Annotated in this window: 17 protein-coding genes; 9 read left to right on the top strand and 8 right to left on the bottom strand. The window is 63.9% G+C overall.

The annotated features are described in order from the left end of the window. The first annotated feature begins 81 nt into the window (after positions 1-81). The 3 genes from VGV58_RS18790 to VGV58_RS18780 all read left to right on the top strand — a co-directional run bounded on the left by VGV58_RS18790 (position 82) and on the right by VGV58_RS18780 (position 3,106). Complete coding sequence (locus tag VGV58_RS18790) at positions 82-1,962, top strand: PAS domain-containing sensor histidine kinase (protein ID WP_326875550.1); 1,881 nt, start codon at positions 82-84, stop codon at positions 1,960-1,962. Beyond that, positions 1,959-2,612 (top strand): response regulator transcription factor, encoded by a 654-nt coding sequence (locus VGV58_RS18785; protein ID WP_326875549.1) that lies wholly within the window; start codon positions 1,959-1,961, stop codon positions 2,610-2,612. The genes VGV58_RS18790 and VGV58_RS18785 overlap by 4 nt, the downstream gene beginning before the upstream one ends. Before the next feature lie 83 nt (positions 2,613-2,695). Beyond that, complete coding sequence (locus VGV58_RS18780) at positions 2,696-3,106, top strand: response regulator transcription factor (protein ID WP_326875548.1); 411 nt, start codon at positions 2,696-2,698, stop codon at positions 3,104-3,106. A gap of 311 nt (positions 3,107-3,417) precedes the next feature. Here VGV58_RS18780 and VGV58_RS18775 read toward each other — a convergent pair whose 3' ends face one another. From VGV58_RS18775 to VGV58_RS18760, 4 genes are read right to left on the bottom strand one after another with little or no spacing between them, the layout of a single operon-like run. Then, entirely contained in the window at positions 3,418-4,161 is a 744-nt protein-coding gene (locus VGV58_RS18775) for a creatininase family protein (RefSeq protein WP_326875547.1), read from the bottom strand. 13 nt (positions 4,162-4,174) lie between these two features. Then, the gene (locus VGV58_RS18770) at positions 4,175-5,077 is read right to left on the bottom strand and encodes an ABC transporter substrate-binding protein (RefSeq protein ID WP_326875546.1); all 903 of its coding nucleotides are present in this window, start codon (positions 5,075-5,077) and stop codon (positions 4,175-4,177) included. Positions 5,078-5,114: 37 nt separating this feature from the next. Continuing rightward, complete coding sequence (locus tag VGV58_RS18765; protein ID WP_326875545.1) at positions 5,115-5,915, bottom strand: amino acid ABC transporter ATP-binding protein; 801 nt, start codon at positions 5,913-5,915, stop codon at positions 5,115-5,117. Continuing rightward, positions 5,912-6,841 (bottom strand): amino acid ABC transporter permease, encoded by a 930-nt coding sequence (locus VGV58_RS18760; RefSeq protein ID WP_414644044.1) that lies wholly within the window; start codon positions 6,839-6,841, stop codon positions 5,912-5,914. The genes VGV58_RS18765 and VGV58_RS18760 overlap by 4 nt, the downstream gene beginning before the upstream one ends. 304 nt (positions 6,842-7,145) lie before the next feature. On the opposite strand from VGV58_RS18760, the gene VGV58_RS18755 reads away from it, so the two are divergent. Beyond that, positions 7,146-8,078: a LysR family transcriptional regulator gene (locus VGV58_RS18755; RefSeq protein WP_326875543.1), complete on the top strand. Its 933-nt coding sequence runs from the start codon at positions 7,146-7,148 to the stop codon at positions 8,076-8,078. An 84-nt stretch (positions 8,079-8,162) separates the two neighbouring features. Here the strand turns inward: VGV58_RS18755 and VGV58_RS18750 are convergent, their stop codons facing one another. Both VGV58_RS18750 and VGV58_RS18745 read right to left on the bottom strand, forming a co-directional pair. Continuing rightward, positions 8,163-9,146 carry an ABC transporter substrate-binding protein gene (locus VGV58_RS18750; protein ID WP_326875542.1) on the bottom strand — a complete coding sequence of 328 codons (984 nt, stop codon included), beginning with the start codon at positions 9,144-9,146 and terminating at the stop codon, positions 8,163-8,165. A 20-nt stretch (positions 9,147-9,166) separates the two neighbouring features. Further along, the gene (locus tag VGV58_RS18745) at positions 9,167-9,955 is read right to left on the bottom strand and encodes an HpcH/HpaI aldolase family protein (protein ID WP_326876169.1); all 789 of its coding nucleotides are present in this window, start codon (positions 9,953-9,955) and stop codon (positions 9,167-9,169) included. Positions 9,956-10,335: 380 nt separating this feature from the next. Between VGV58_RS18745 and poxB the strand changes: the two genes are divergently transcribed. Together poxB and VGV58_RS18735 are read left to right on the top strand one after the other, a co-directional pair. Beyond that, positions 10,336-12,072: a ubiquinone-dependent pyruvate dehydrogenase gene (gene poxB, locus VGV58_RS18740; RefSeq protein ID WP_326875541.1), complete on the top strand. Its 1,737-nt coding sequence runs from the start codon at positions 10,336-10,338 to the stop codon at positions 12,070-12,072. A 544-nt stretch (positions 12,073-12,616) separates the two neighbouring features. Further along, positions 12,617-13,888 (top strand): glycosyltransferase family protein, encoded by a 1,272-nt coding sequence (locus VGV58_RS18735; RefSeq protein ID WP_326875540.1) that lies wholly within the window; start codon positions 12,617-12,619, stop codon positions 13,886-13,888. Between the two features lie 197 nt (positions 13,889-14,085). Here the strand turns inward: VGV58_RS18735 and VGV58_RS18730 are convergent, their stop codons facing one another. After that, positions 14,086-15,054, bottom strand: a complete 969-nt coding sequence (locus tag VGV58_RS18730; protein ID WP_326875539.1) for a quinone oxidoreductase family protein — start codon at positions 15,052-15,054, stop codon at positions 14,086-14,088. Between the two features lie 46 nt (positions 15,055-15,100). Next, positions 15,101-15,667, bottom strand: coding sequence for a TetR/AcrR family transcriptional regulator (locus tag VGV58_RS18725; protein ID WP_326875538.1), 567 nt, complete (start codon positions 15,665-15,667; stop codon positions 15,101-15,103). A 441-nt stretch (positions 15,668-16,108) separates the two neighbouring features. Between VGV58_RS18725 and VGV58_RS18720 the strand changes: the two genes are divergently transcribed. The 3 genes from VGV58_RS18720 to VGV58_RS18710 all read left to right on the top strand — a co-directional run bounded on the left by VGV58_RS18720 (position 16,109) and on the right by VGV58_RS18710 (position 21,781). Next, the gene (locus VGV58_RS18720; RefSeq protein WP_326875537.1) at positions 16,109-18,886 is read left to right on the top strand and encodes an ATP-binding protein; all 2,778 of its coding nucleotides are present in this window, start codon (positions 16,109-16,111) and stop codon (positions 18,884-18,886) included. Between the two features lie 387 nt (positions 18,887-19,273). Beyond that, positions 19,274-20,281, top strand: a complete 1,008-nt coding sequence (locus VGV58_RS18715; protein WP_326875536.1) for a DUF2891 domain-containing protein — start codon at positions 19,274-19,276, stop codon at positions 20,279-20,281. Positions 20,282-20,623: 342 nt separating this feature from the next. Further along, on the top strand, positions 20,624-21,781 hold the full coding sequence (locus tag VGV58_RS18710; protein ID WP_326875535.1) for an ABC transporter substrate-binding protein: 1,158 nt from the start codon (positions 20,624-20,626) through the stop codon (positions 21,779-21,781). Positions 21,782-21,788: the final 7 nt, after the last annotated feature.

Raw genomic sequence — 21,788 nt, 5'->3', positions numbered from 1 at the left:
CCCTTCTTCAATCGGCTTGCCTCTTCGCCCCCCGCGGCGTTGGGCGCCGGTATGCCGCGGGCCTCCAAAGCGGTATCGGGCATGAACGTGACCGTGTTGCGCCTCCTGGCGGGAGCGCTGGCATTCGGCATCTTTCTGTTCGACACGCTCTCGCCGTTGGAAGGCGCGGTTGCGGTCCTTTATGTGCTGGTGATCCTGCTGGCGGCGGCGACGGGCCGGCGAGGGGACATCCTCGTGGCCGCGGCGTCGAGCCTGTTCCTGATCGTCACCGCCTATCTCGTCGTGCACGGCTTGCTCCTCGCGGGCGCGCCGGCGCTGCGCGGGCTGGTCAGCCTGGCCTCGACGGCTATCGCGAGCCTGCTCGCCCTGAAGAGCCAGGCCGACACCGCCACGCTCGCTGCACAGGCGCGGTTGCTCGACCTGTCTCACGATATGACCTTCGCGCGCGACTCGCAGGGACGCATCACGTTCTGGAATCGCGCTGCGGAAGAGGTCTATGGTTGGCGGCCGGCGGAGGCTGTAGGCCGGATCGCCGATGAACTCCTGAAGACGGAGTACGCACTCCCGCGCGCCACGATCAATCAGACCCTGCATATGACCGGCCGCTGGGACGGCGTGCTGGTCCATTGGACCAGGACGGGTGAACGCATCGTCGTGGAGAGTCGCTGGGCGCTGCGGCGTGACGCAAAGGGCTGGATCGTCGGCGTGCTGGAGACCAACACCGATATCACCGAGCGCGAGGCCGCGCATGCTGCGCTCGTCCAAAGCGAGCGGCGTTACCGGCGCATGTTCAAGGCCAGCAGGGTAGGCCTCATCGAAGAGGATTGGAGCGCGGTCCGTGCCGAACTTGCCGCTCTGGGGCTCAACGATGGCGCTTCGCTGTCACGCTACCTGACAAACCACCCAGCCTTCATCGTGAAGGCGCGCCAGCTCGCACGGATCATCGATGTCAACCCGGCTTTCCTGGCGATGGTGGGGGTTGAAAGCACCGAAGATTTTCTCCGTTCCGTGGACGACATCCTGAGCGAGGGGGACACGACGTTCGGTTCGGCGCTCGCCGCTTTCGCGCGGGGTGACCCCTTCTTCGAAGACGAGACCGAAGTCGTCGGAAGCGATGGCCGCCGCATCCCGGTGATCTTCGCCCTGACCTTTCCCGCGCCCGATGACAGCGACTGCAAGGTGATGGTTTTCGCCGTCGACGCCACGGAACGCCGGAAGGCTCAGGACGCGGCCTTGCAGGCGCAAGCGGAGCTGGCCCATGCGGCGCGCGTCGCGACGCTCGGCGAATTCACCGCATCGATTGCGCATGAGGTCAACCAGCCGCTGATGGCGGTGGTCACCAGCGGAGAGGCCGCGCTGCGCTGGTTGCGGCGTGGCCAACCCGATCTGTCCGAAGCCGGCACGGCGTTGGAGCGGGTCGTCTCGGAAGGGCGCCGGGCGAGCGAGATCGTCAAGCGGATCAGGGCCTTCCTGACCAAGGCCGCGCCCCGATCCAGCGAGATCGAGATTGCGGGGCTGGTCGAAGAGGCGATTCAGCTGGTCCAGCGCGAGCTGGCGCGGGAACATGTCGAGCTGCGCTCGGAGGTCGATATCGGCCTTTCCCCGGTGATCGGAGACCGGGTCCAGCTTCAGCAGGTCGTCGTGAACCTGATGGTCAACGCTCGGCAGGCGATGGTCGAACACGGCGGCCAGCGGCTGCTGACGATCACGGCGTCCCGGATTTCCCCGACAGAGGTCGCGATCGCAGTGCGTGACTCCGGCCCGGGTATCTCGCGGCATGATCCCGAACGCCTGTTTGCCCCCTTTTTCACGACCAAGCCGGATGGGATGGGCATGGGGCTTGCGATTTGTCGTACGATCGCGGAAGCCCATGGCGGCCGCCTGATGGCGGAGAGCCCGCCTGACGGCGGAGCAATCTTCAGCCTCATCCTTCCGGTTTCCCAGCATGGTGCATCGGTATGAACGGGCAGGTTTCCGCGAGAGCGGCCTCAACGTCTCCAAGTTCGCCTTTCGTCGTGATCGTGGACGACGATCCTGCTGTGCGCGATTCACTCGACAGCCTGTTCCGATCCGTCGGATTCACGACCTGTCTCTTCGGCTCTCCGACGGAGCTGCTGCTAGAGCAGCTTCCCGACGTGCCGGGCTGCATCATTCTCGATGTGCGGCTGCCGGGCATCAGCGGCCTCGACTTCCAGAGCCAGCTCATTCAGCGGGGAGTTGAGCTGCCGATCGTCTTCATGACCGGGCACGGAGATATTCCGATGACGGTCCGGGCGATGAAGGCCGGGGCGGTCGACTTCCTGGCGAAGCCGTTTCGCGCTCAGGAAATGCTCGACGCCGTCATGGCAGCGATCCAACGCGATCAGCAGCGGCGCAGCGCCTCGGCCGCGCTGGACAGCCTTCGCGACGCCTACCGAACACTGACGTCGCGCGAACGGGAGGTGATGATGCATGTGTCTTCAGGCCTGATGAACAAGCAGGTCGCAGGCGCCCTCGGCCTGAGTGAAATCACTGTGAAGATCCATCGCGGCAACGTCATGCGAAAGATGAATGTGCGCACACTTGCGGACCTCGTCCGCATCGCGGAAGCACTGGGCATCCCGCGCTCCTGATCGTCCAACCGTAAACCTGCGTATGATGTCCGCCGCATTCGCAATTCGCCATAACGCGTCGGACTGCACGCATGAGCTTTCCCTTGGCGCTCCTGCCGGCTCGCAGAATGGCGGATATGAAGCACATGACGATAATCGCGATCGTTGACGACGACGATGGCGTTCGCAGTTCTCTCTCCAGCTTGATCCGCTCGCTCGGATACGAGGCCCGCAGCTATGGCTCGGCGCGGGAATTTCTGAACGATCGCGAGAGCGGCGATCCGGATGGCATGATCGCCGACATACAGATGCCGGGGATGATGGGCGATCAGCTTCAGGCAGAGCTGGTTGCGGCGGGGCGCCGCTTTCCGATGATCTTCATGACGGCCTTCCCGACGGCTGCGACGCGCGATCGTGTGATGGCGGCCGGCGCCCGTGCGTTTCTCGACAAGCCGGTCGAGCCGGACATCATCGCCGCCCATCTTGCCGCGATCCTCGACCCGGGCAACCGCTGAATTCATCCACACCTTCGTATGGAACACCGACCCTCGCGCAGGATTCCCGACGAGCATGCGCGCGCCCAGATCATCGCGCATCCAAGCGGATGCGGTCACGATGATCCGCCGCATTGTTATCGCACCGGGCTATTCCGAAGAGTGGATTCCACTTTTCGGTCCGATGCTACAGAGCATTTTCGAGCGAGGTGGATACCGGTTTGCGCGCGGAAGGTGCGATAGAACAAAGGCATAGAGCAATTCCACGCTTCGGAGAATTGCGGAGTTGCTCTCGTTTTGACGCTGTTGGGCGGGCCCGGGTCGAAAACCCATTACGCCATGAAAGCCTGGTAGGCTTCGACCATATCCTCGACCGCGGCGGCAAAGAGCCTCTCGCCGTGCTCTGGTCTCGAGCGCGACGGCGCGGAGCCGATACGGCCGTCTGGATAGCGCGTCCTGAAGTCGACGCAGTCATAGAACGGAGCGAAGGGCGGGGCGACCTCAGGGGACATCTCCACGGGCTTCACCGTCTCAGGGTGATAAAATTGGCTGAGCGAGACTTCGGCGGCCGTGGCGTGAGCGCCGTTGACGCCGGGATAAAGCTCCTCGGCGATGCTGCTTGCGCGCTTCTCGTCGGACCACATCAGCATCCGGCAGCGGATCGGCGAGGGGTGGCCGTTCGGCTGAAGCGAGAGCGAGGCATAGATCTCGTCGAAGGCCGCCGTCATCGTCCCGATGTTGCCGGCATGCCCGTTGATGAAGAAAAAACGCTCGAAGCCGTGCCGTGCCAGGGAGCGGACGATATCGGCCACCATCGCGATCATCGTCGAGGGCCGCAGGGTCACCGAGCCGGCGAAGCCGAGATGATGCTGCGACATGCCGTAGGCGAGCGTCGGCGCGACCATCGCGCCGATCTTGTCGCCCACTCCTTTGGCGATGAACTCGGCATCGAGATGGTCGGTCCCGATCAGCCCGTTGGGGCCATGCTGCTCGGTCGCTCCAACGGGAATGATGATCCCCCTGGAAGTCACGAGGTATTGCTCGACGTCACGCCACGTTGCGAGAGAAAGCTGCATAGTCCATTCGCCTTTACTGCTTTGCTTTGAAGATTTCCATTTCCGGAGTCAGATTAACCCCCGGCTTGCTGATCATATTCCGCTCGATCTTCCATTTTTTCATGATCTTCTCGTAGGTTCCGTTGGCGAAAAGCTCCTGGAACGCGGCAAGCACGGCCTTGCTCATATCCGACCCCTTGGGCGCGATAGCGCCCTGGTAGACGTCGCTGAAGCCGTTCGGAAGGTTCGTGCCGGTGAGATCCAGCGTGTCCGGCGACTGGCTGACGAAATAGGTCAGGGGCGCCTGGCCGGAGAAAAAGCCGTCGGAGCGTTTCGACCGCACGGCCAGGATCGCGGCATTCTGGTCGGGGAACGACTGAACCGTCATCGGCTTCCCCGTGGCCGCACAGTTCTCGGCCTTCGCCTTGAGGACCCTCTCCGCCGAGCCTGCCGCCATGACGGCGATGTTCAGGCCGCAGACATCGTCCAGCGTCTTGATCTGCTTCGGGTTGCCCTTCTGAACGGCGAAGGCGACGTATTCCTGGACCCAGTCGATGAAATCGATCTTTGCCCGCCGATCCGGAAAATCTCCGTTCGGGCCGATGGCCAGGTCGTAGCGGCCGGTGCCGAAGCCGACCAGCATTCCAGCCAGTCCGCTCACCGTCTGGTGACGAATCTCGACGCCGAAGAGCTGCCCGAGGGCGATGGCGACGTCGTTGCTGACGCCTTGCAGCTCGTTCGTCCCGATGATGATGTCATAGGGCGGATACGACCCGCTGTTCACCGCGACCAGATAGCCCTGCGCCTTGATCTTCTCCGGCAACAGGGCCCGGATCGTGGGGTTCATCGCCTGCGCCGGGATGTCCTGGGCAGCGGAGGGAGAAGCCAGAGCGACAACCGCCGATGCGATCGCCATCCCGATACGATTGAGCGCCATTTTAACCCCTCTTTTTTTGGTTGGTATCCGCCTGCCGCTAGATGAAGCGGTTCAGGAACGCCCGCGTTCGCGGATGCGTCGGGTTGGTCAGCACCTCGTCGGGGCGGCCGACCTCGATGATCTTGCCGCCATCCATGAAGACGACGCGATCCGCCGCCTCTTTCGCGAAGCCGATCTCGTGCGTGACCACGATCATCGTCAGGCCTTGCGTCGCAAGGTCCTTCATGGTCGCCAGGACTTCGCCGACGAGTTCCGGATCGAGTGCCGATGTCGGCTCATCGAAGAGAATGAGCTTCGGCCTGATCGCAAGCGCCCTTGCGATCGCGACGCGCTGCTGCTGTCCGCCGGACAGCTGCCGGGGATAGGCGTCGGATTTCTCGGACAGGCCAACCCGCGCCAGCAGCTCGTGGGCATGGGCGACCGCTTCGGAACGCCTTTCGCCATAGACGCCGACCGGAGCTTCGATGATGTTCTGCAGCACCGTCAGGTGGGGATAAAGATTGAACTGCTGAAACACCATCCCGATGCCCTTGCGCTGGCGTGCAAGGGCTCGCGAATTGACGCGGTAAAGTCGCTCGTGCCGGAGCTGGTACCCCACCTGCTCCCCGTCCACGACGATGGAGCCCTGCTGCATCGTCTCGAGATGGTTGATGCAACGCAGGAAGGTCGATTTTCCCGAGCCGGACGGACCGAGAATGACGATCGTCTCGCCGGTATCGACATCCAGGTCGATGCCCGTCAGCACCTCCTGCGAACCATAGGCCTTGTGAACGTTGCGCGCGCTGACGAGGGCGGGGGAAGCGCCCCGGCCGCGATCCGACGAAGCCAGGATAGTCATCGCACGCCCTCCGCCTGCTTGGCGCTTCGCGCCTCGCCACCGGAGCGGGCGCTACGCTCGCCGCGGGCGTAGTAGCGCTCGATATAGGACTGCCCGACATTGAGGATCGAGGTGACGGCCAGGTACCAGATCACCGCCACCATCAGCAGGGGAACGACCTCGAACGTGCGATTGTAGACCGCCTGCACGGAATAGAGCAGGTCGTTCATCGCGATCACGCTGACCAGCGAGGTTCCCTTGATCATGCTGATGAGCTGGTTGCCGGTCGGCGGCACGATCGAACGCATGGCCTGCGGAATGATGATCCGCCGCAGCGCCCGGCCCCGCGTCATGCCGAAGGCCGCAGCCGCTTCGCTCTGGCCACGGTCCACCGACAGCAGGCCGGCCCGGATGATTTCGGCCATGTAGGCGGCTTCGTTGAGGGCGAGCCCGACGATGGCTGCCGTCAATGGGGTGATCACCGCGTTGGTGTCCCAGCTGGCCAGCGTCGGCCCGAACGGGATGGAGATCGAGAGCTGCGGGAAGATCGTCGCGAGATTGTACCAGAAGATCAGCTGGACGAGCATCGGGGTCCCGCGAAAGAACCATATGTAGATCCCGGCAAATGCCGACACGAACCGGCTCTCGGACAGCCTGAAGATCGCCAGGCCGAGGCCGATGACGCTTCCCAGCAGCATCGCGACGACCGTCAGGCCGAGGGTCACGTAAAGGCCGCTAATGACGGAGGGGTCGAAAAGCCAGTTCAGGACGACATGCCACTGGAAATTCTCGTTGTTGAGAGCGAGCCAGCAGAACTGCGCCAGGAGGCAGAGAGTTGCAGCGATACCCAGCCGATGCAGGTGGTTGACCGGCGTGATCGCCCGCAGGACGTCCCGGGAAGTCTGGGATCGGACGCCGCCCGATGACGGGCTATCTTTCAAAGCCATTATGCCGGTCACTGTCGATCCTCCATCGGCAATCGAACCTGCTGCCCGCCTCCAGGAAGCCCTCGATCGCATTCAGGGAGGCGCGCAAATTAGTGGGTGCTATGGCGCGGCTATAAAAGGGCTAAAGTTTGGGTGATGCATAGTCATGGACTATGTTATTTGCTGTGAGCCCGGGTGAGCCTTTCTCTCGCTATATTTTTTGAATGCGGCTGGATTCTCAGAATTTTATTGATTTCCGCGATTCTTTTCGGCCTGTTGAAGGCTTCGCAGCGTCGTCCCGCCGCCGACAATCAGGGAGCTATCAATGGCGATGCTTTCATCGCTGGGAGCTATGAGTCTGCGCCAGCTTGAGGTCTTCTACGCCGTCGTCGCCGCCGGCAGCATCACCGCGGCGGCGGAAGGCCTTCACATATCCCAGCCGACCGTAAGCACGATGATCCGCAGGATCGAGGACCAGCTGGGCCTCACCCTGTTCCAGAAGGACCGCGGCCGGCTGGTGCCGACGAACGAGGGGCGGCTCCTGTTCGATGCGCTGCAGCGAAACTTCAAGTATTTCCAGGCGATCGCCGATGCCATCGCGATGATCCAGAAGGGCGTCTCGCAACGCATGAGCATTGCGACCATCCGCCCGCTGGGGAACGGCATCGTCTCGATGGCGCTGCAGCGCTTTCTGCAGGGGCGGCTGGACGCGCGGGTCCATCTGCTCATTCGCCCGCGAAAGGACGTCTATCACGCCGTCGCGGCGGAGGGCGCCGACATCGGCATCTCCTTCCAGACGGGCGAGGCCGAGCAGGAGGGGCTGTTGGTCGAGAAGGTCTGCTCCGGCCGCCTCTTCTGCATCATGCCGAAGGGCCACCCTTTGGAAAGCCGGGAATCGATCACCTATGACGATCTGATCGAGCATCCGATGGTTTCATATCCGCCGGGGCATCAATGGCTTCTGGAGCAGTTTGAAAGGGCCGTCGACAAGAGCAAGCCCCGCCCGGAAGCGAGGCTGACGGTCGAAAGCGTCACGGCCGTCTACCCGCATGTCGAAAACGGGATCGGCGTCGGCCTCGTCGACGAGTTTTCTCTCCGCTACCACCCCAAGGACCGACTGTCCTATCGTCCGTTCACACCGATGATCGGGGTCTCGATCGAGTTGATCTATCCCAACCGCCGTGCAACCGAGCTCACGAAGGCATTCGCGACCCATTTCAAGGCGACGTGGCAGGACATCGAATTCTCCCGCTTGTGATCGCGGCGTGCGATGCGCGCCTCGGCAGCGCGGCAAGGTGCCGCCGAGGCTGGCCCGTCGGAAGCCTCGCTCCCGCTCCGCCGGTCAGCGCCCGGCGGCCTTCGCGATCTCTTCGAAATCGCTGAAGAGCCGCGCCGGATCGGCGGCCGTCCCGACCAGGCCCTGAGCGTATTGCTCATGGCACATCGCGGCCAGCATCGTCCTGTGCGCAGGCTTGTCCAACCCGAACGGCGGAGTGTCTTCGGAGAAGTCGCGGATCATCGTCTCCGCCTCCTCGATCGCCCAGGGAGAGGCTTCGCCGAAGTTCTTCAGCTTCAGCCACCAGTTCTCCCATGAGGCGATCAACGCATCATAGAGCGCCAGCACCGCCCGCGGATTCGTCTCCGCGAAGGAACGCTGGACCGCCATGATGTGAAAGGCAGGATAGACGCCGGTTCGCCGGTGATATCCGCTCTCGGCGGCGCGGAAATCCCGGACGAGCCTGCGGAACTCGCCGCCGACCTCATAGACCGACGGCGGCATGAAGGCGGTCGTCGCCGCGTCCACGGTTCCGGCCCTCAGGTCATCCATGAGCGTCTGATCCCCGGCCAGGAACGTCGAGCCATGCGGCGGCTCCACGTCGAAGGGGGTCTTCGGCTTCATTCGGATCTTGTCGTCGAGGTGACCGATCACCCATTGCACGTCGCCGACCTCGACCCCGGCCTCGCGGAGCGCTGCGCGAGCCCACATGGTCCCCGTATCGCTCCAGGAGTTCGAGCCGACGCGCTTGCCCTTGAGCTCCGACAGGCTTTCCAGCGGGGAATCGCGACGGACGATATAGTTTCGATGGCGAAAGCCCCGCAGAACAAAGGCCGGCAGGCCGACGAGCCGGTCGTCGCCATTCGCCCGTGCCATCACATAGCGGTTGAAGGAAACCTCGCCGCCGTGAATGCCCTCCGGAAATTCATTGGAGAGCGGCGCCCGGAACCGAACGTCGAAATCGAAGCCGGGCGTGTCGATGGCACCGAGGATGAGCGGGCAGAACTGGTCATAGGCCCGGAGGACGATGTTGACGCTTGTGCTGGACAAGGCTGTCTCCCTTTGACGGCTCAGGCCGCGTCCGCTGCGGTGGCCTGACGGAACGCCGCGATGTCTGCCAGGCAGGCGGCGCGAAGGCGGGTCGAATCGCTGCCGGTCGAGATCATCTGGTAGCCGCGCTCGTAGACCTCCTTGAGGGAGACGCTGGGCCTCAGGATCGAGCCCAGCGACTTGCCGGCTTGCTTTGCAGCCGCCTCGGCCTTTTCGATCAGCGCCACGACCTCCGGATGGTTCATTTCGCCCATGAAGCCGGCGGATGCCGAGAGGTCGTAGGGGCCGACGAAAATCATGTCGACGCCATCCACGGCGGCGATTTCGGCGGCGTTGTTCACGCCTTCGACGGTTTCGATCTGGCAGATCACGAGCGTGTGCTCGTTCGCCGTGCGGGCATAGAGGCCAGCTTCCGCGCCGAAGCCCGATGCCCGGATCGTGCCCGGAGCCGCGCCGCGCGATCCGAATGTGGGATAGTAGCAGGCCTGCACGATGGCGCGCGCCTCCGCGGCCGTGTTCACGCTCGGTATGACCACCCCCGCGGCACCGAGATCGAGCGTCCGGCGGATATAGGCGCTGTCATGACTGGGAACGCGGACCAGCGCGGTGGTCCCAGTGCCCGATAGAGCCTGGAACTGATGCCCCAGCGTCGTCATATCGCCGACGCCGTGCTCATGATCAATGATGATGAAGTCGAAACCCGCATAGCCCATCACCTCCGTCGCGAAGGCGCTGGCAAGGACGTTCCAGCTCCCGAAGACTTTTTCTCCGTTCTTGAGGCGTTGCTTGAGGATATTGGGCCGATACATGTCCGCAGGCTCCCTGAAACGTCCTGTGCTTCTCAAAGCGGAAGCGAAATGGACCTTTTCAGGGACGTTATCGTTGCGTTCCCGGCCACAACATCGAAATAATCTCGGTGAAACATAAGCGCGAGCTAAGTCCGCCTTGGGGTATGGCGGCGGTCCGTGCCGCGTTCGACGGATCCCCATTGCAGGGCGAAGAGGTTGCCAAGGCCGAGCCGGCTCGGGGATGCCGGCTGCACACCTGCGTATGATTGCGCCGTCATCGCGCAACGCTGATTCAATGAGCGGATCGCGCCGGAATGCCGAAGCGCTACCAAGGCGTTCGATATCGGCGAGGACCGCCAGGGACACAGGACCCTTTCGAAAGCGCTGGAGAGAGCAGGAACATGTCCAAACGCAATGTCGCAGACCTGATTGTCGAGACCCTGGGCGAGGCCGGGGTCGAGCGCATCTACGGTGTCGTCGGGGACAGCCTGAACGGCTTGACCGAGGCGCTGCGTCAGGCCGGCAAGATCGAATGGGTTCATGTGCGGCACGAGGAGGTGGCTGCCTTCGCTGCCTCCGGCGAAGCCCAGGTCACCGGGGCGCTCGCGGTCTGTGCGGGGTCCTGCGGGCCGGGCAATCTGCACCTGATCAACGGTCTCTACGATGCCCAGCGCAGTCGCACGCCGGTGCTGGCCATCGCCGCGCAGATTCCATCGGCGGAGATCGGCGGCGGCTATTTCCAGGAAACCCATCCGCAGAATCTCTTTCGTGAGTGCAGCGTCTATTGCGAGCTGGTCACCGATCCCAGCCAGATGCCCTATGTGCTGGAAAACGCGATCCGCGCCGCCGTTGGAGAGCGCGGCGTCTCCGTCATCGTGATTCCTGGCGACGTCGCGCTGAAGCCGGCGCCCCTGCGCGACATCTCGCCGGCAGCAGGCCTGTTGCCGCCGGCACCCGTCGTCAGGCCTGCCGATGCGCAGGTCACCGCTCTGGCGAACCTGATCGACGGGGCACGGCGCGTGACGCTGTTCTGTGGCCGCGGCTGCGCCGGCGCGCATCCGCAGCTGATGCAGCTTGCCGAGGCCTTGAAGGCGCCGATCGTGCATGCGCTGGGCGGCAAGGAGCATGTCGAATACGACAACCCCTACGATGTCGGCATGACCGGCTTCATCGGCTTCGCCTCCGGCTATGAGGCGATGCATGCCTGCGACCTGCTGCTGATGCTCGGCACGGATTTTCCCTACAAGCAGTTCCTCCCGAGCGACATCACGATCGCGCAGGTCGATATCCGCGCCTCCCAGCTCGGGCGGCGCTGCAAGCTCGATCTCGGGATCGTCGGCGATGTCGGGGCGACGATCGAGGCCCTGCTGCCGAAGCTCTCCGTGAAGCAGGACCGCCAGCATCTCGACGACAGCCTCGCCCGATACCGGCGCTCCCGCGAAGGCCTGGACGCGCTGGCGCGCGGCACGCCAGGCCGCAAGCCGATCCATCCCCAGTACCTGGCGAAGCTCGTCAGCGACATCGCGGCAGAGGATGCAGCCTTCACCTTCGATGTCGGCACGCCGACGATCTGGGCAGCGCGCTATCTCGCGATGAACGGCAAGCGCCGGATGGTCGGCTCGCTCGTGCATGGCTCGATGGCCAACGCCATGCCGCAGGCCATCGGCATCCAGGCCGCACAGCCCGGCCGGCAGGTCGTTTCGCTCTCCGGCGACGGCGGCTTCACCATGCTGATGGGCGACCTGATCACGCTCAAGCAGCAGAAGCTGCCGGTCAAGGTCGTGATCTTCAACAACGGCGTACTGGGCTTCGTGGCCCTGGAGATGAAGGCCGCCGGCCTCGTCGAACTCGGGACCGACCTTGAAAATCCCGATTTCGCCGCGATGGCGCGTGCCATGGGCATCCATGGCGTCAGGGCCGAGGACCCCGGCGATCTGCCGGATGCCGTGGCCAGCGTGCTCGCCCATGACGGGCCGGCCGTGCTCGACGTGGTGACGGCCACGCAGGAGCTCTCGATCCCGCCGACGATCGAACTGGACCAAGCCAAGGGGTTCGGGCTGTGGGCGCTCCGCGCCGTGATGAGCGGACGGGGTGACGAGGTGGTGGCTCTCGCAAAGCAGAACCTGCTGCCCCGTTGAGCCACAGCAATCAGCTTTCCGCAGCACATGAACGGGGAGGGGCAACCGCCCCTTCATCGATCCTTGCAGCGGGGCGCGGGTTAGCCTTCCCCCGGGAGCTCTTGGCGTGGCTATTCAATATCGTACATGCGCAGCGTGCGAGAAGCGCCCCTTCGTCCCGTGGAACAACCCGGTGGCGGTGATCGAAGGCATTTGCGGCGCCTTCCGGTCTTATGCCGGCCCGGTCGATGCGAGGGCTTGCAGACGCCGCGCCTGTGGCGGCCGGCCACAGGAATGAACCGTCCGGCCAGGGTACGAGCAGGCAGTCTCCGGCCGCCTAACAGGATCTAACAGAGCCCGTTGTTTCCAAACTTGCCTGCTCGCTCGGCCGAACGCCATGTTCGGGTGAAACTGGAATATGCCGTTTCCGGAGGCTCCATGACAGCTGATAGCCCCGATCGCGATCAAGGACAGAGCACGCATCCCGACGCCAGGGCAAAGTGCGGAGCCCGCCGACCTGCTGCGAAGACATCCCGCAGGCGTAAACCGTACCGGTAGAATTGGCATGTGGCTCGAAAGCCTTTCATCGGACGATCATGCCCCGTTGCTCACGCCCCCAGGGCGGCCCGGGCTGAGCCGGACGCGCTTGCCCCTGCGCGTGCTGATGTACAGTCACGATACGTTCGGCCTGGGGCATCTGCGCCGTAGCCGGGTGATCGCAGAGGCCCTCACGCGCCAGAATTCAGCAATCGAGGTGACCATCCTGACCGGGGCTCCGGATGTCGCCGCTTTCCCGGATGGCGACCGCATCCGACAGATCAGACTGCCTCCGGTAAAAAAACTGGCCAGCGGTGCCTACGTCTCATGGAACAGCGCTGTGCCATATCCGGAAACGATCGCTGTACGCCGAGCCATCATAAGAACCGAAGCCGCCCGGCTCAGCCCTCATCTGATGATCGTCGACAAGGAGCCGGGCGGCCTCGAAGGCGAGTTGCTGCCTACCCTCGCAGTCCTGAGAGATATCGGATCAACGATCGTGCTTGGCCTGCGAGACGTTCTCGATGCCCCCGATACGCTTCGCCTGGAATGGCAGCACAAGGGGGCGACCGCCTGCATCGAACGCTTCTACGACGAGTTGTGGGTGTATGGCCCGTCGGACTTCTATGACCCGCTGCAAGGCATTCCGCTTCCCGAGCGACTTCGCGACAGGGTCAGATTTACCGGGTTTCTGGCGCGCTCGGCCTCTTGCGGGGCCCTGCATCCTCATCGCTCGGGCAATTACCTGCTCGTCGCTGCGGGCGGTGGCGGCGATGGCTATCCCCTCCTTTCCGCGGCGTTGGACGGCCTTCGTGCGAGCCGGGAACTGGATACCGTCATTGTCACCGGTCCATACATGCATTGCGAAGAGTTCTTGGATCTTCAGCGCCGTGCGAGCACGCTGCGGCACGTCAAGATCGTGAGATTTGATCCTCGCATGCAGGATCTCGTTGCAGGCGCCCGGGCGATGATTGCCATGTGCGGCTACAATTCGTTTTGCGAAGCCCTGTCGTTCGACATCCCGACGCTCTACGTTCCCCGCACGGCGCCCCGCCAGGAGCAATGGATCCGCGCACAGCGCTCGCATGCTTTGGGATGGTCCGCGATACTGACCGGTGAACAGGCTGAAGACCGGTCCGAATTCGCAGCTGCGATCGATCGGCTGATGTTCCAGCTTCCTCCTTCAAGATCTGTGCGGCGCCCCGATCTGGGAGGCCTTGGCTCTATCGGAGACCTTGTATCCCAAGCCATTTCGCCGGCATGGGCGACCGGCGGGAGAGGCCTTGCCTCAGGGCCGTGACAGCCGGCCACCGCGCGGCTTGCTTCGTTGTCGGTCACCTGGCGTCCCTCGACGAACCGGTGCCCAACCGGCAAGGCCGGGGCGGCACCCGCTCGGCCGCAGATGGGGGAGGCCTGTTCCGAGCCATCCCTCTCTTGGCATGAACGCGGCCGAGCACGGCCGGCCGCGTTTCCAGAGCCACGCTGTCGATCGGATGGTCAGGGGATCAGCAGCAATTTGCCGGTCGTCTTGCGGCTTTCCATGTCGGCGTGCGCGCGTGCGGCCTCGGCAAGAGGGTAGACGCCGCCGATCTGGACGGTGAGGTCTCCCGCGACAATCCAGTCGAACAGGCGCGCCGCCCGGGCGCGCAGCAGTTCGGGAGTATGGATATGGTCGAAGAAGGTCGCGTAACCGATCTTGACGCTCTTCGGCAGGCTCGTGATCTCGAGGGCGCCGGGACCACCGAGCACCGGTCCGAACCAGCAGAAAGTGCCGGATCGGCGCAGCGAATCGAGAGAACCCTGGAACGTCTTCGGTCCCGAACCGTCATAGACGACATTCACGCCCTCGCCGCCGGTCAGGCGCAGAACCTCGGCCGCGAAATTCCCGTCCATGTCGACGATCACATGATCGGCGCCCGCAGCTTTCGCGCTCGCGACCTTCTCTTCTCCGGAAACGCGACCGATGACATGCCCGCCTCTCGACTTGATGATCTGGGTCAACAACTGGCCGACACCGCCCGCCGCCGCATGGACGAGGGCGACATCTCCGGGCTGGACCGGGTAGAAATCTGTCGCGAAGTGGCTGGCCGTCAGCCCCTGCATCATCACGGCAGCCGCAGTCCGGTCGTCGATCGCGTCCGGCACCGGCACGAGCGCATCAGCCGGGATCACGGCGCGATCAGCATAGCTTCCCGGCGCATAGATCCAGGCCACGCGGTCCCCGGGCGCGAGATGGCGAACCTGGTCTCCCACCGCGAGGATCCTGCCCGCGCCTTCGACGCCGAGAGGCTTCGGATCCTGCTGATCGGTCCAGAACAGGCCCTGCCTGACGCCGACATCCATGAAGTTCACGCCGGCCGCAGCGATCTCGACGAGGGCCTCGTTCGGCCCCGGCCGCGGATCGGGCCGCTCGACGAGGCCAATGACGTCCGGACCGCCAGCCCGATTCATTTCAACGATGCGCATGGTCATTTCTCCAACTTGAATGATCGTTCCAAAACAAATCAAAAAATCAGCCGAGAGCCCGCAAGGCGAGGGCCCCCAGCGCGTGCAAGCGTGTCTCCGGGGCGCCGCTGCGTCCCGCGATCCGGATGCCGGCGATACTCGCCGTCAGGAACATCGCAGCATCGTCAGCGTCCAGCTCCGTCGCCACCTCGCCGTCCGCCTGGGCGGCACGTACTTTCTCGACCATGGCCACATGCAGGACATGTCCCGCCGCGGCTCTGATCTCGACGAGCTCATGCCGTGTCTCCCCAAACTCGCAGATCGACCCGACTCCCAGGCAAGGTATTCTCGCCGTTGCCACGACGCGCCCGATCATGCCCCGGATTCCCCCGAGAGCGCTCTCCCCACCCTTCAAGGCGGCAAGATGCGCGCTGGTCTCGGCCGTGGCGTAGCTCTGTAGGGCTTCGCAATAGAGCCGCCACTTGTCTCCGAAAGTGTCATAAAGGCTCTGCCGCCCAATCTTCATCGCGTCGATCAGCATTCCGGCCGAGGTGCCCTCGTAGCCATGCTCGCGGAACACGCCGATCGCCGCGTCGAGGGCCTCCTGTCTGTCGAACTCCTTTGGTCTTGCCATGGGGCCTTGTTAGCAATTATGGAATGATCAGTCAAGTTGAAATCGAGGAGCCCCGCATGGGATGAGATTGATCAGCCATGGGAGCGATGCACCGCCGATCGGCAAACCGGCGGAAGCCTGGCCCGATGAGCGCGACTAAGGCGCATGCGGCGCCACGGATCCGCCGCGCTCGCATTCAGGACAGATGGACATCGCGTGAACGGTGCCCCTTGGGTCCGCTCCGGCCGGAAGTTGAGCACCTGGATGGGGGCTCATGCGCATGGCGGACCAAGAGATCCGGAGTGTCGAGCCGCGAGCGGCTCCTGTTGCACCAGCTGCGACGACTGCGGCTCCGATCGTGTCCGCAGGCAAAGTAACCGTTCGTATGATTGGAACCGCAGCCATGTTTGCGTACAGGCGAACGACCGAATACCCACGCGCGTCTGTTCTGGGAGAGCGGCTGTGAAACAGGCTGATCCGGTTCGGGATTATTCAGAGCGACACGGGGTTTCTGACCTTATTTCATTCGGGCCCTTCTCTCTCTCGATCAATGAGCGGCTACTTACCAAAGATTGTCGGAAAATCGAGATCGGCGGGCGCTCTCTCGATTTGTTGGGCGTTCTGACCGGACAGCCCGGGCGTGTCCTGTCAAAGCGCGAGTTGATCAAGCGGGTTTGGCCGGATGTCGTCGTCGAGGACGGTAGTCTGCGCTTTCATATGGCAAACCTGAGAAAGCTTCTCGGCGACGGAGAGGGCGGAGCCCGGTACATCGCAACGCAGGTGGGCGTCGGATATGCATTCGTCGCGCCGGTCAGGAAGGGGGAGCCGGCAACGGCGCGTCTGTCAGTAGACAGAACAGTCGAGCACCCGCGGACTGTATCGAAGCTCCCGGCGCGTCTCCCCCGCCTGATCGGGCGTGAGCACGATCTGCGCCTGCTGCAAGACAGAATGGCCACCGCGCCGATGTTCACGGTCGTCGGCCCGGCCGGCGTGGGGAAAACGTCACTCGCGGTCGTGCTCGGCCATACCCTGGCCGAGCAATTCGAGGATGGCGTGGCCTTCGTGGACCTCGGCATGCTTGAAGATCAGGCATTTGTCCTGTCTACGGTCGCGGGCGAACTCGGCACCCCATTGCATGGCGATGACCCGCTCGCGACTATCGTAGGCCATGTCCGCAGCCGCCATTTGCTGCTCTTGCTCGACAATTGCGAGCATGTGGTTGACGAAGTCGCGCGCCTCGTCGAGCGTCTCATGATCGAAGCTCCACAGGTCCGCATCCTGGCAACGTCCCGGGAGGCACTGCGGGTGCGGGGCGAGCACATACACCGGCTCGATGCGCTCGAATATCCCAATAATCCCGCTGAACTCTCGTTCGAACAATTACTGACCTATCCCGCAATCCAATTGTTCTGCGATCGCGCAGCAGCCGCGGACAGTTCTTTCGATCTTGACGAAGCATCAGCCCGCCTTATCGCGGACATGTGCCATCGTCTGGACGGGATGGCGCTGCCGATCGAGCTTGCAGCTGTACGCGTCGCAACGCATGGCGCATCCCTGACGGCCCGCCAACTGGGCGAGCGCCTGAGCTTCAACTGGTCTGGATTTCGGACCGCGCAGCCGCGGCAGCGGACCCTGCAGGCCACGCTCGACTGGAGTTTCGAGCTCCTGTCCGATGTCGAGCGAACCGTGCTTGAACGCCTTGCGATCTTCGTCGGAGCATTCTCGATCGACGCGGCCTTGGCGGTGGTTTCCGACGCGGATCTCGGGGCTGATGACGTTGCGGGTGCCATTGATGCAATCGCGACAAAATCGCTCGTCACGGTGGATCGATCCCATGGCACGGACTCGTTCCGCCTTCTTGAAATGACCCGCGCCTATGCGAAGCACCGCCTCCTTTCCGGCGCGGCGGATGCATTGGGCCAGATTGCCAAACGGCACGCGACTTTCTTCTTGACCGAACTTGAGGCCATCGCCGCGCAGGAGGTCGGCCTTCTCGATGCGCGCCACCTGAACCACCAACTCGGCAACATCCGCGCCGCGCTCGACTGGAGCTTCGGCCAGAGCGGCGATAGCAGGCTGGGCGTTCGGCTGGCCGCCGCAAGCGCGCGCGTGTTCATGAACACGTCCCACCTGATCGAGTGCAGAAGCTGGTGTGCCCGCGCGATCACGGAGATCGACGATGGCTTGCGCGGGACGGAGGCCGAACTCGAATTGCAGGGCGCATTGGGAATCTCGCTGATGTTCGCCCGAGGCAACTTTGCAGAAGCGGGGAGCGCCTTCAGCCGCGCGCTTGAAGTCGCGACAGCCCTCGACGATCACTGGAGCCAATTGCGAATACTTGGGCTCCTCCACATCTTCCACAAGCGCATCGGGGAACATGCTGCTTCGGCAGAATATGCCGACATGGCGATGGAGGTCGCCAACAGGATCGATGACGATCATGCACTTGGGATTGCTCATTCACTATCCGGCACCTCGCATCATATCCGAGGCAATCAGAAGCAGGCGCTCAGGGATCTGAAGAAGGCGCTGAGACTGCTCCCTCCGTCGGTGCGCGTCTCGACAGTCCGTTACGGGATCGATCACCGGACACGCGCGGCCATCATGCTCGCCCGCGCCCTATGGCTATCCGGAGACCCGGCAGAAGCGGTGGCCGTGGCCCGGCAGGCCGTATCTGGCGCTGCCCAGCTCGATCACCCCGTTTCCTATTGCCTGGCGCAGATCTGGGCGCTGTCGATATCCATCTGGATGGATGAGTTCGACCAGGCGGAAGAGGCGCTCGTCGCGTTCAGCGAATGTGCACAATTGAACGGGCTAGCCCCATTCATGGCTGCCGCGAGCGGTTTGCGGGGCGTGCTGGACATTCATCGCGGAAAGGCGACAGCCGGCATTGCGAGACTTGAGGACAGCATCTCGCTTCTCAACGATTCACACCTGGAACTGCAGACGATGCCGCTGTCCATTCCGCTGGTGCGCGCATTGTTGCGCGATGGACGATGCGTTGAAGCGGCCGAGCTTCTCGACGCGGTGATGACGCGGTGCCAAGTCAGCGGCGAGCTTGTGGAGATGCCCGAGATGCTCCGCCTCAAGGCTGAAATCGCCCGCCGCTGCAAGGTGGGGGCAGACGACCCGGTCACCCTGCTCGACAATGCGTTGTCGATGAGCCGGCATCAGGGGGCAATCGCCTGGGAGGTGCGCGTGACCGACGATCTTGCTGCCCTGGTTCCCGAGCACAACTGAATCGAGAGCAATCCCGCAATTCTCCGAATCCCGGAATTGCTGCACGCCCTTGGTTTATCGCATTGCCTTCAGGCGAACTGGTGTCCACTTCGCTCGAAAATGCCTGGGGATACGCTATGGCTCGACGGCGCGATCGCCGTGGTGAGGGACGCTCAGTCGAGGCGGTGAGCGCGGAAGGCGCCGGCACGATCCCGCTGGGGCGTTCGCCGGCGGGCGAATGCCGACACGGTCGCCTTCCTTGCGAGTGAGCGCGCCTCCTGCACCACGGGCAGCGTCATTCGCGTCATTGGCGGGCTGATCGCCAGCATCTGAGGCGCGCCTCGCGAGCCTTGTCAGCAATCAGCGTTTGATGCAGGCCGGATAGCCGCCAGCGGAAAAGGATCGGTCATGGCAAAACCTAGTCTCACGCCCGAACTGGCGGCACGGTTCGCCGGCATCGCGCTCGGCCATGTCCGGCGCGAATATCCCAACAAGCCCGACCACACTTTGGCCGGCCCGCAAGATGCCCAGACGCCGAGCCAGCTCCACCCGGTGTTCTATGGCAGCTATGACTGGCATTCCTGCGTGCACAGCTACTGGATGCTGGCGCGGCTGCTGCGGCTCTTCCCGGAGATGCCGGTTGCGGCCGATATCCGCGCCTTGTTCGACGAGCAGTTCGTCGCCGAGAAGATCGCGGTGGAGTGCGCCTATCTGGCGGCCCCGACCGCGCGCGGCTTCAAGCGCCCCTATGGCTGGGGCTGGCTGCTGAAGCTCGCCGAGGAGCTCGCCCTGCACGATGACCGGCGCCGGTCGGAGCGCTTGCGGCCGCTGGCGGAGATCTTCGCGCAGCGCTTCCGGGATTTCCTGCCGCTCGCGACCTATCCGGTGCGGGTCGGCACCCATTTCAACACGGCCTTCGGCCTCCGGATGGCGATGGACTACGCCGTCGTCACCGGTGACCGCGATCTTGCGGCGCTGCTCGGTGAGACCGGCCGGCGCTGGTATGGCGCCGATGTCGACTGCCCGGCCTGGGGCGAGCCGAGCGGCGACGATTTCCAGTCCTCGGCGCTGATCGAGGCCGAGTGCATGCGCCGCCTGCTGCCGGCGGAGGAGTTCCTGCCCTGGCTCGAGCGCTTCCTGCCCCGCATCGCGCAGCGCGAGCCGGCGACCTTGTTCCGGCCGGCGACGGTGACCGATCGCTCCGACGGCAAGATCGCCCATCTCGACGGCCTCAACCTCAGCCGTGCCTGGTGCTGGCGCGCGCTCGCCTCGGCGTTGCCGGCGGATGATGCGCGCCGCGCCGTTGCCGAGGAGGCGGCGGACCGGCATCTGGCGGCCGGCATGCCGCATATCGCCGGCGACTATATGGGCGAGCACTGGCTGGCGAGCTTCGCGGTGCTGGCACTCGAAGCCTGAAGCAGAGCCGAAGGAGCTCGACGCCTGCAATACGACCCCTGCGGCAGCCTGTCGTGGTCGATCGCATTCAGGTCGTTCTTGGTAAAGAACAATGTTGCCGGAGTGTGGCCCGCGCTTCATGCCGGGGGCAGAAGTACGTGGACCGTTTCTCAAGAAGGGCACGAAACTCGCCGTGATTGGAGAGAATTTTCTCTCTTGGGGCAACGGGGAGGATTTGCATTCCCCAGGGAATGTTCTTTTGAAAGAACGTTTCATTGACCGGTCTGCGAGCCGGGGCGCACTCTGAAGGGCATAGCACAGGCCGCCGGCGAGGCGGCGAAAGGCCTCTTCCGGAGCAGCATCATGACCAGCCGTCGCGCGCTTTTGAGCTCTGTGGCCGCCATTATCGTTCTGGCATCTGCTTCCGGCTTTTCTCGTGCCGCGGAGCCGGCAGGCGAGCCGATCCTGCTCGGCGTCAGCGGACCGCTGACCGGGCCGAATGCGCAATACGGGGCGCAGTGGAAGCAGGGCTTCGATCTCGCGCTCGACCAGATCAACGGCGCCGGCGGGATCAAGGGCCGGCCGCTGCGCTATGTCTTCGAGGACACGCAGAGCGACCCGAAGCAGACTGTCGCGGTCGCGCAGAAATTCGTCGCCGACAAGCGCATCGTCGCCGAGCTCGGCGATTTCGCCAGCCCAGCCTCGATGGCGGCGTCGCCGATCTATCAGCGCGCCGGCCTCGTCCAGTTCGGCTTCACCAATTCGCATCCGAACTTCACCAAGACGGGCGATTTCATCTGGAGCAATTCGGTCAGCCAGGCCGACGAGCAGCCACTCAATGCGACCTATGTCGTCAACAAGGTCGGCTTGAAGCGAATCGCGATCCTGTTCCTGAACACCGACTGGGGCCGCACCAGCAAGGACCATTTCGCCGCCACGGCCAAGGAGCTGGGCGCCGAGGTTGTCGCCGCCGAAGGCTACCAGCCCGACGAGAAGGACTTCCGCTCGACGCTGGTGCGCGTTCGCGACGCCAAGCCAGACGGGCTTTTCCTGGTCTCCTATTATGCCGATGGCGCCCTCATCGTCCGCCAGGCCCGCCAGACCGGCGTCACCGTTCCGATCGCGGCGTCGAGCTCGATCTATTCGCCGAAATTCATCGAGCTCGGTGCCGAAGCCTCGGAAGGCGTCTTCACCAATGCGCGCTTCTTCCCGGAGGATCCGCGTCCCGAGGTTCAGACCTTCGTCACCGCGTTCAAGGCGAAGTATGGCAAGGAGCCCGACGCCTTCAACGCCTATGCCTACGATACGGTGGTTCTCTTCGGCCAGGTGCTGCGCGAGGCGCCGAACCTGGACCGCACCACGATCCGGGACACGCTGGCCAAGGTGAAGGACGTGCCGAGCGTGGTCTATGGCAAAGCCACATTCGACACCCAGACGCGCCGCATCCTGGGCGCCCAGAGTGCCCAGCTCGTGGTGCGTAATGGACGTTTCACGCTGTGGGATGGGGTGAAGACGAACTGACGCCTCA

The sequence above is a fragment of the Allobosea sp. genome (genome assembly GCF_035944895.1).
Lineage (GTDB): Bacteria > Pseudomonadota > Alphaproteobacteria > Rhizobiales > Beijerinckiaceae > Allobosea.
Note: the sequence above shows the minus strand (reverse complement) of the source record. Positions and strands in the feature narration are given on the sequence as shown.

Excerpts from the sequence above, each read along its gene's own strand:
- VGV58_RS18790 (WP_326875550.1), top strand. The coding sequence starts at position 82 with ATGAACGTGACCGTGTTGCGCCTCCTGGCGGGAGCGCTGGCATTCGGC.
- VGV58_RS18785 (WP_326875549.1), top strand. The coding sequence starts at position 1,959 with ATGAACGGGCAGGTTTCCGCGAGAGCGGCCTCAACGTCTCCAAGTTCG.
- VGV58_RS18775 (WP_326875547.1), bottom strand. The coding sequence starts at position 4,161 with ATGCAGCTTTCTCTCGCAACGTGGCGTGACGTCGAGCAATACCTCGTG.
- VGV58_RS18770 (WP_326875546.1), bottom strand. The coding sequence starts at position 5,077 with ATGGCGCTCAATCGTATCGGGATGGCGATCGCATCGGCGGTTGTCGCT.
- VGV58_RS18765 (WP_326875545.1), bottom strand. The coding sequence starts at position 5,915 with ATGACTATCCTGGCTTCGTCGGATCGCGGCCGGGGCGCTTCCCCCGCC.
- VGV58_RS18760 (WP_414644044.1), bottom strand. The coding sequence starts at position 6,841 with ATGGCTTTGAAAGATAGCCCGTCATCGGGCGGCGTCCGATCCCAGACT.
- VGV58_RS18755 (WP_326875543.1), top strand. The coding sequence starts at position 7,146 with ATGGCGATGCTTTCATCGCTGGGAGCTATGAGTCTGCGCCAGCTTGAG.
- VGV58_RS18745 (WP_326876169.1), bottom strand. The coding sequence starts at position 9,955 with ATGTATCGGCCCAATATCCTCAAGCAACGCCTCAAGAACGGAGAAAAA.
- poxB (WP_326875541.1), top strand. The coding sequence starts at position 10,336 with ATGTCCAAACGCAATGTCGCAGACCTGATTGTCGAGACCCTGGGCGAG.
- VGV58_RS18735 (WP_326875540.1), top strand. The coding sequence starts at position 12,617 with ATGTGGCTCGAAAGCCTTTCATCGGACGATCATGCCCCGTTGCTCACG.
- VGV58_RS18730 (WP_326875539.1), bottom strand. The coding sequence starts at position 15,054 with ATGCGCATCGTTGAAATGAATCGGGCTGGCGGTCCGGACGTCATTGGC.
- VGV58_RS18725 (WP_326875538.1), bottom strand. The coding sequence starts at position 15,667 with ATGGCAAGACCAAAGGAGTTCGACAGACAGGAGGCCCTCGACGCGGCG.
- VGV58_RS18715 (WP_326875536.1), top strand. The coding sequence starts at position 19,274 with ATGGCAAAACCTAGTCTCACGCCCGAACTGGCGGCACGGTTCGCCGGC.
- VGV58_RS18710 (WP_326875535.1), top strand. The coding sequence starts at position 20,624 with ATGACCAGCCGTCGCGCGCTTTTGAGCTCTGTGGCCGCCATTATCGTT.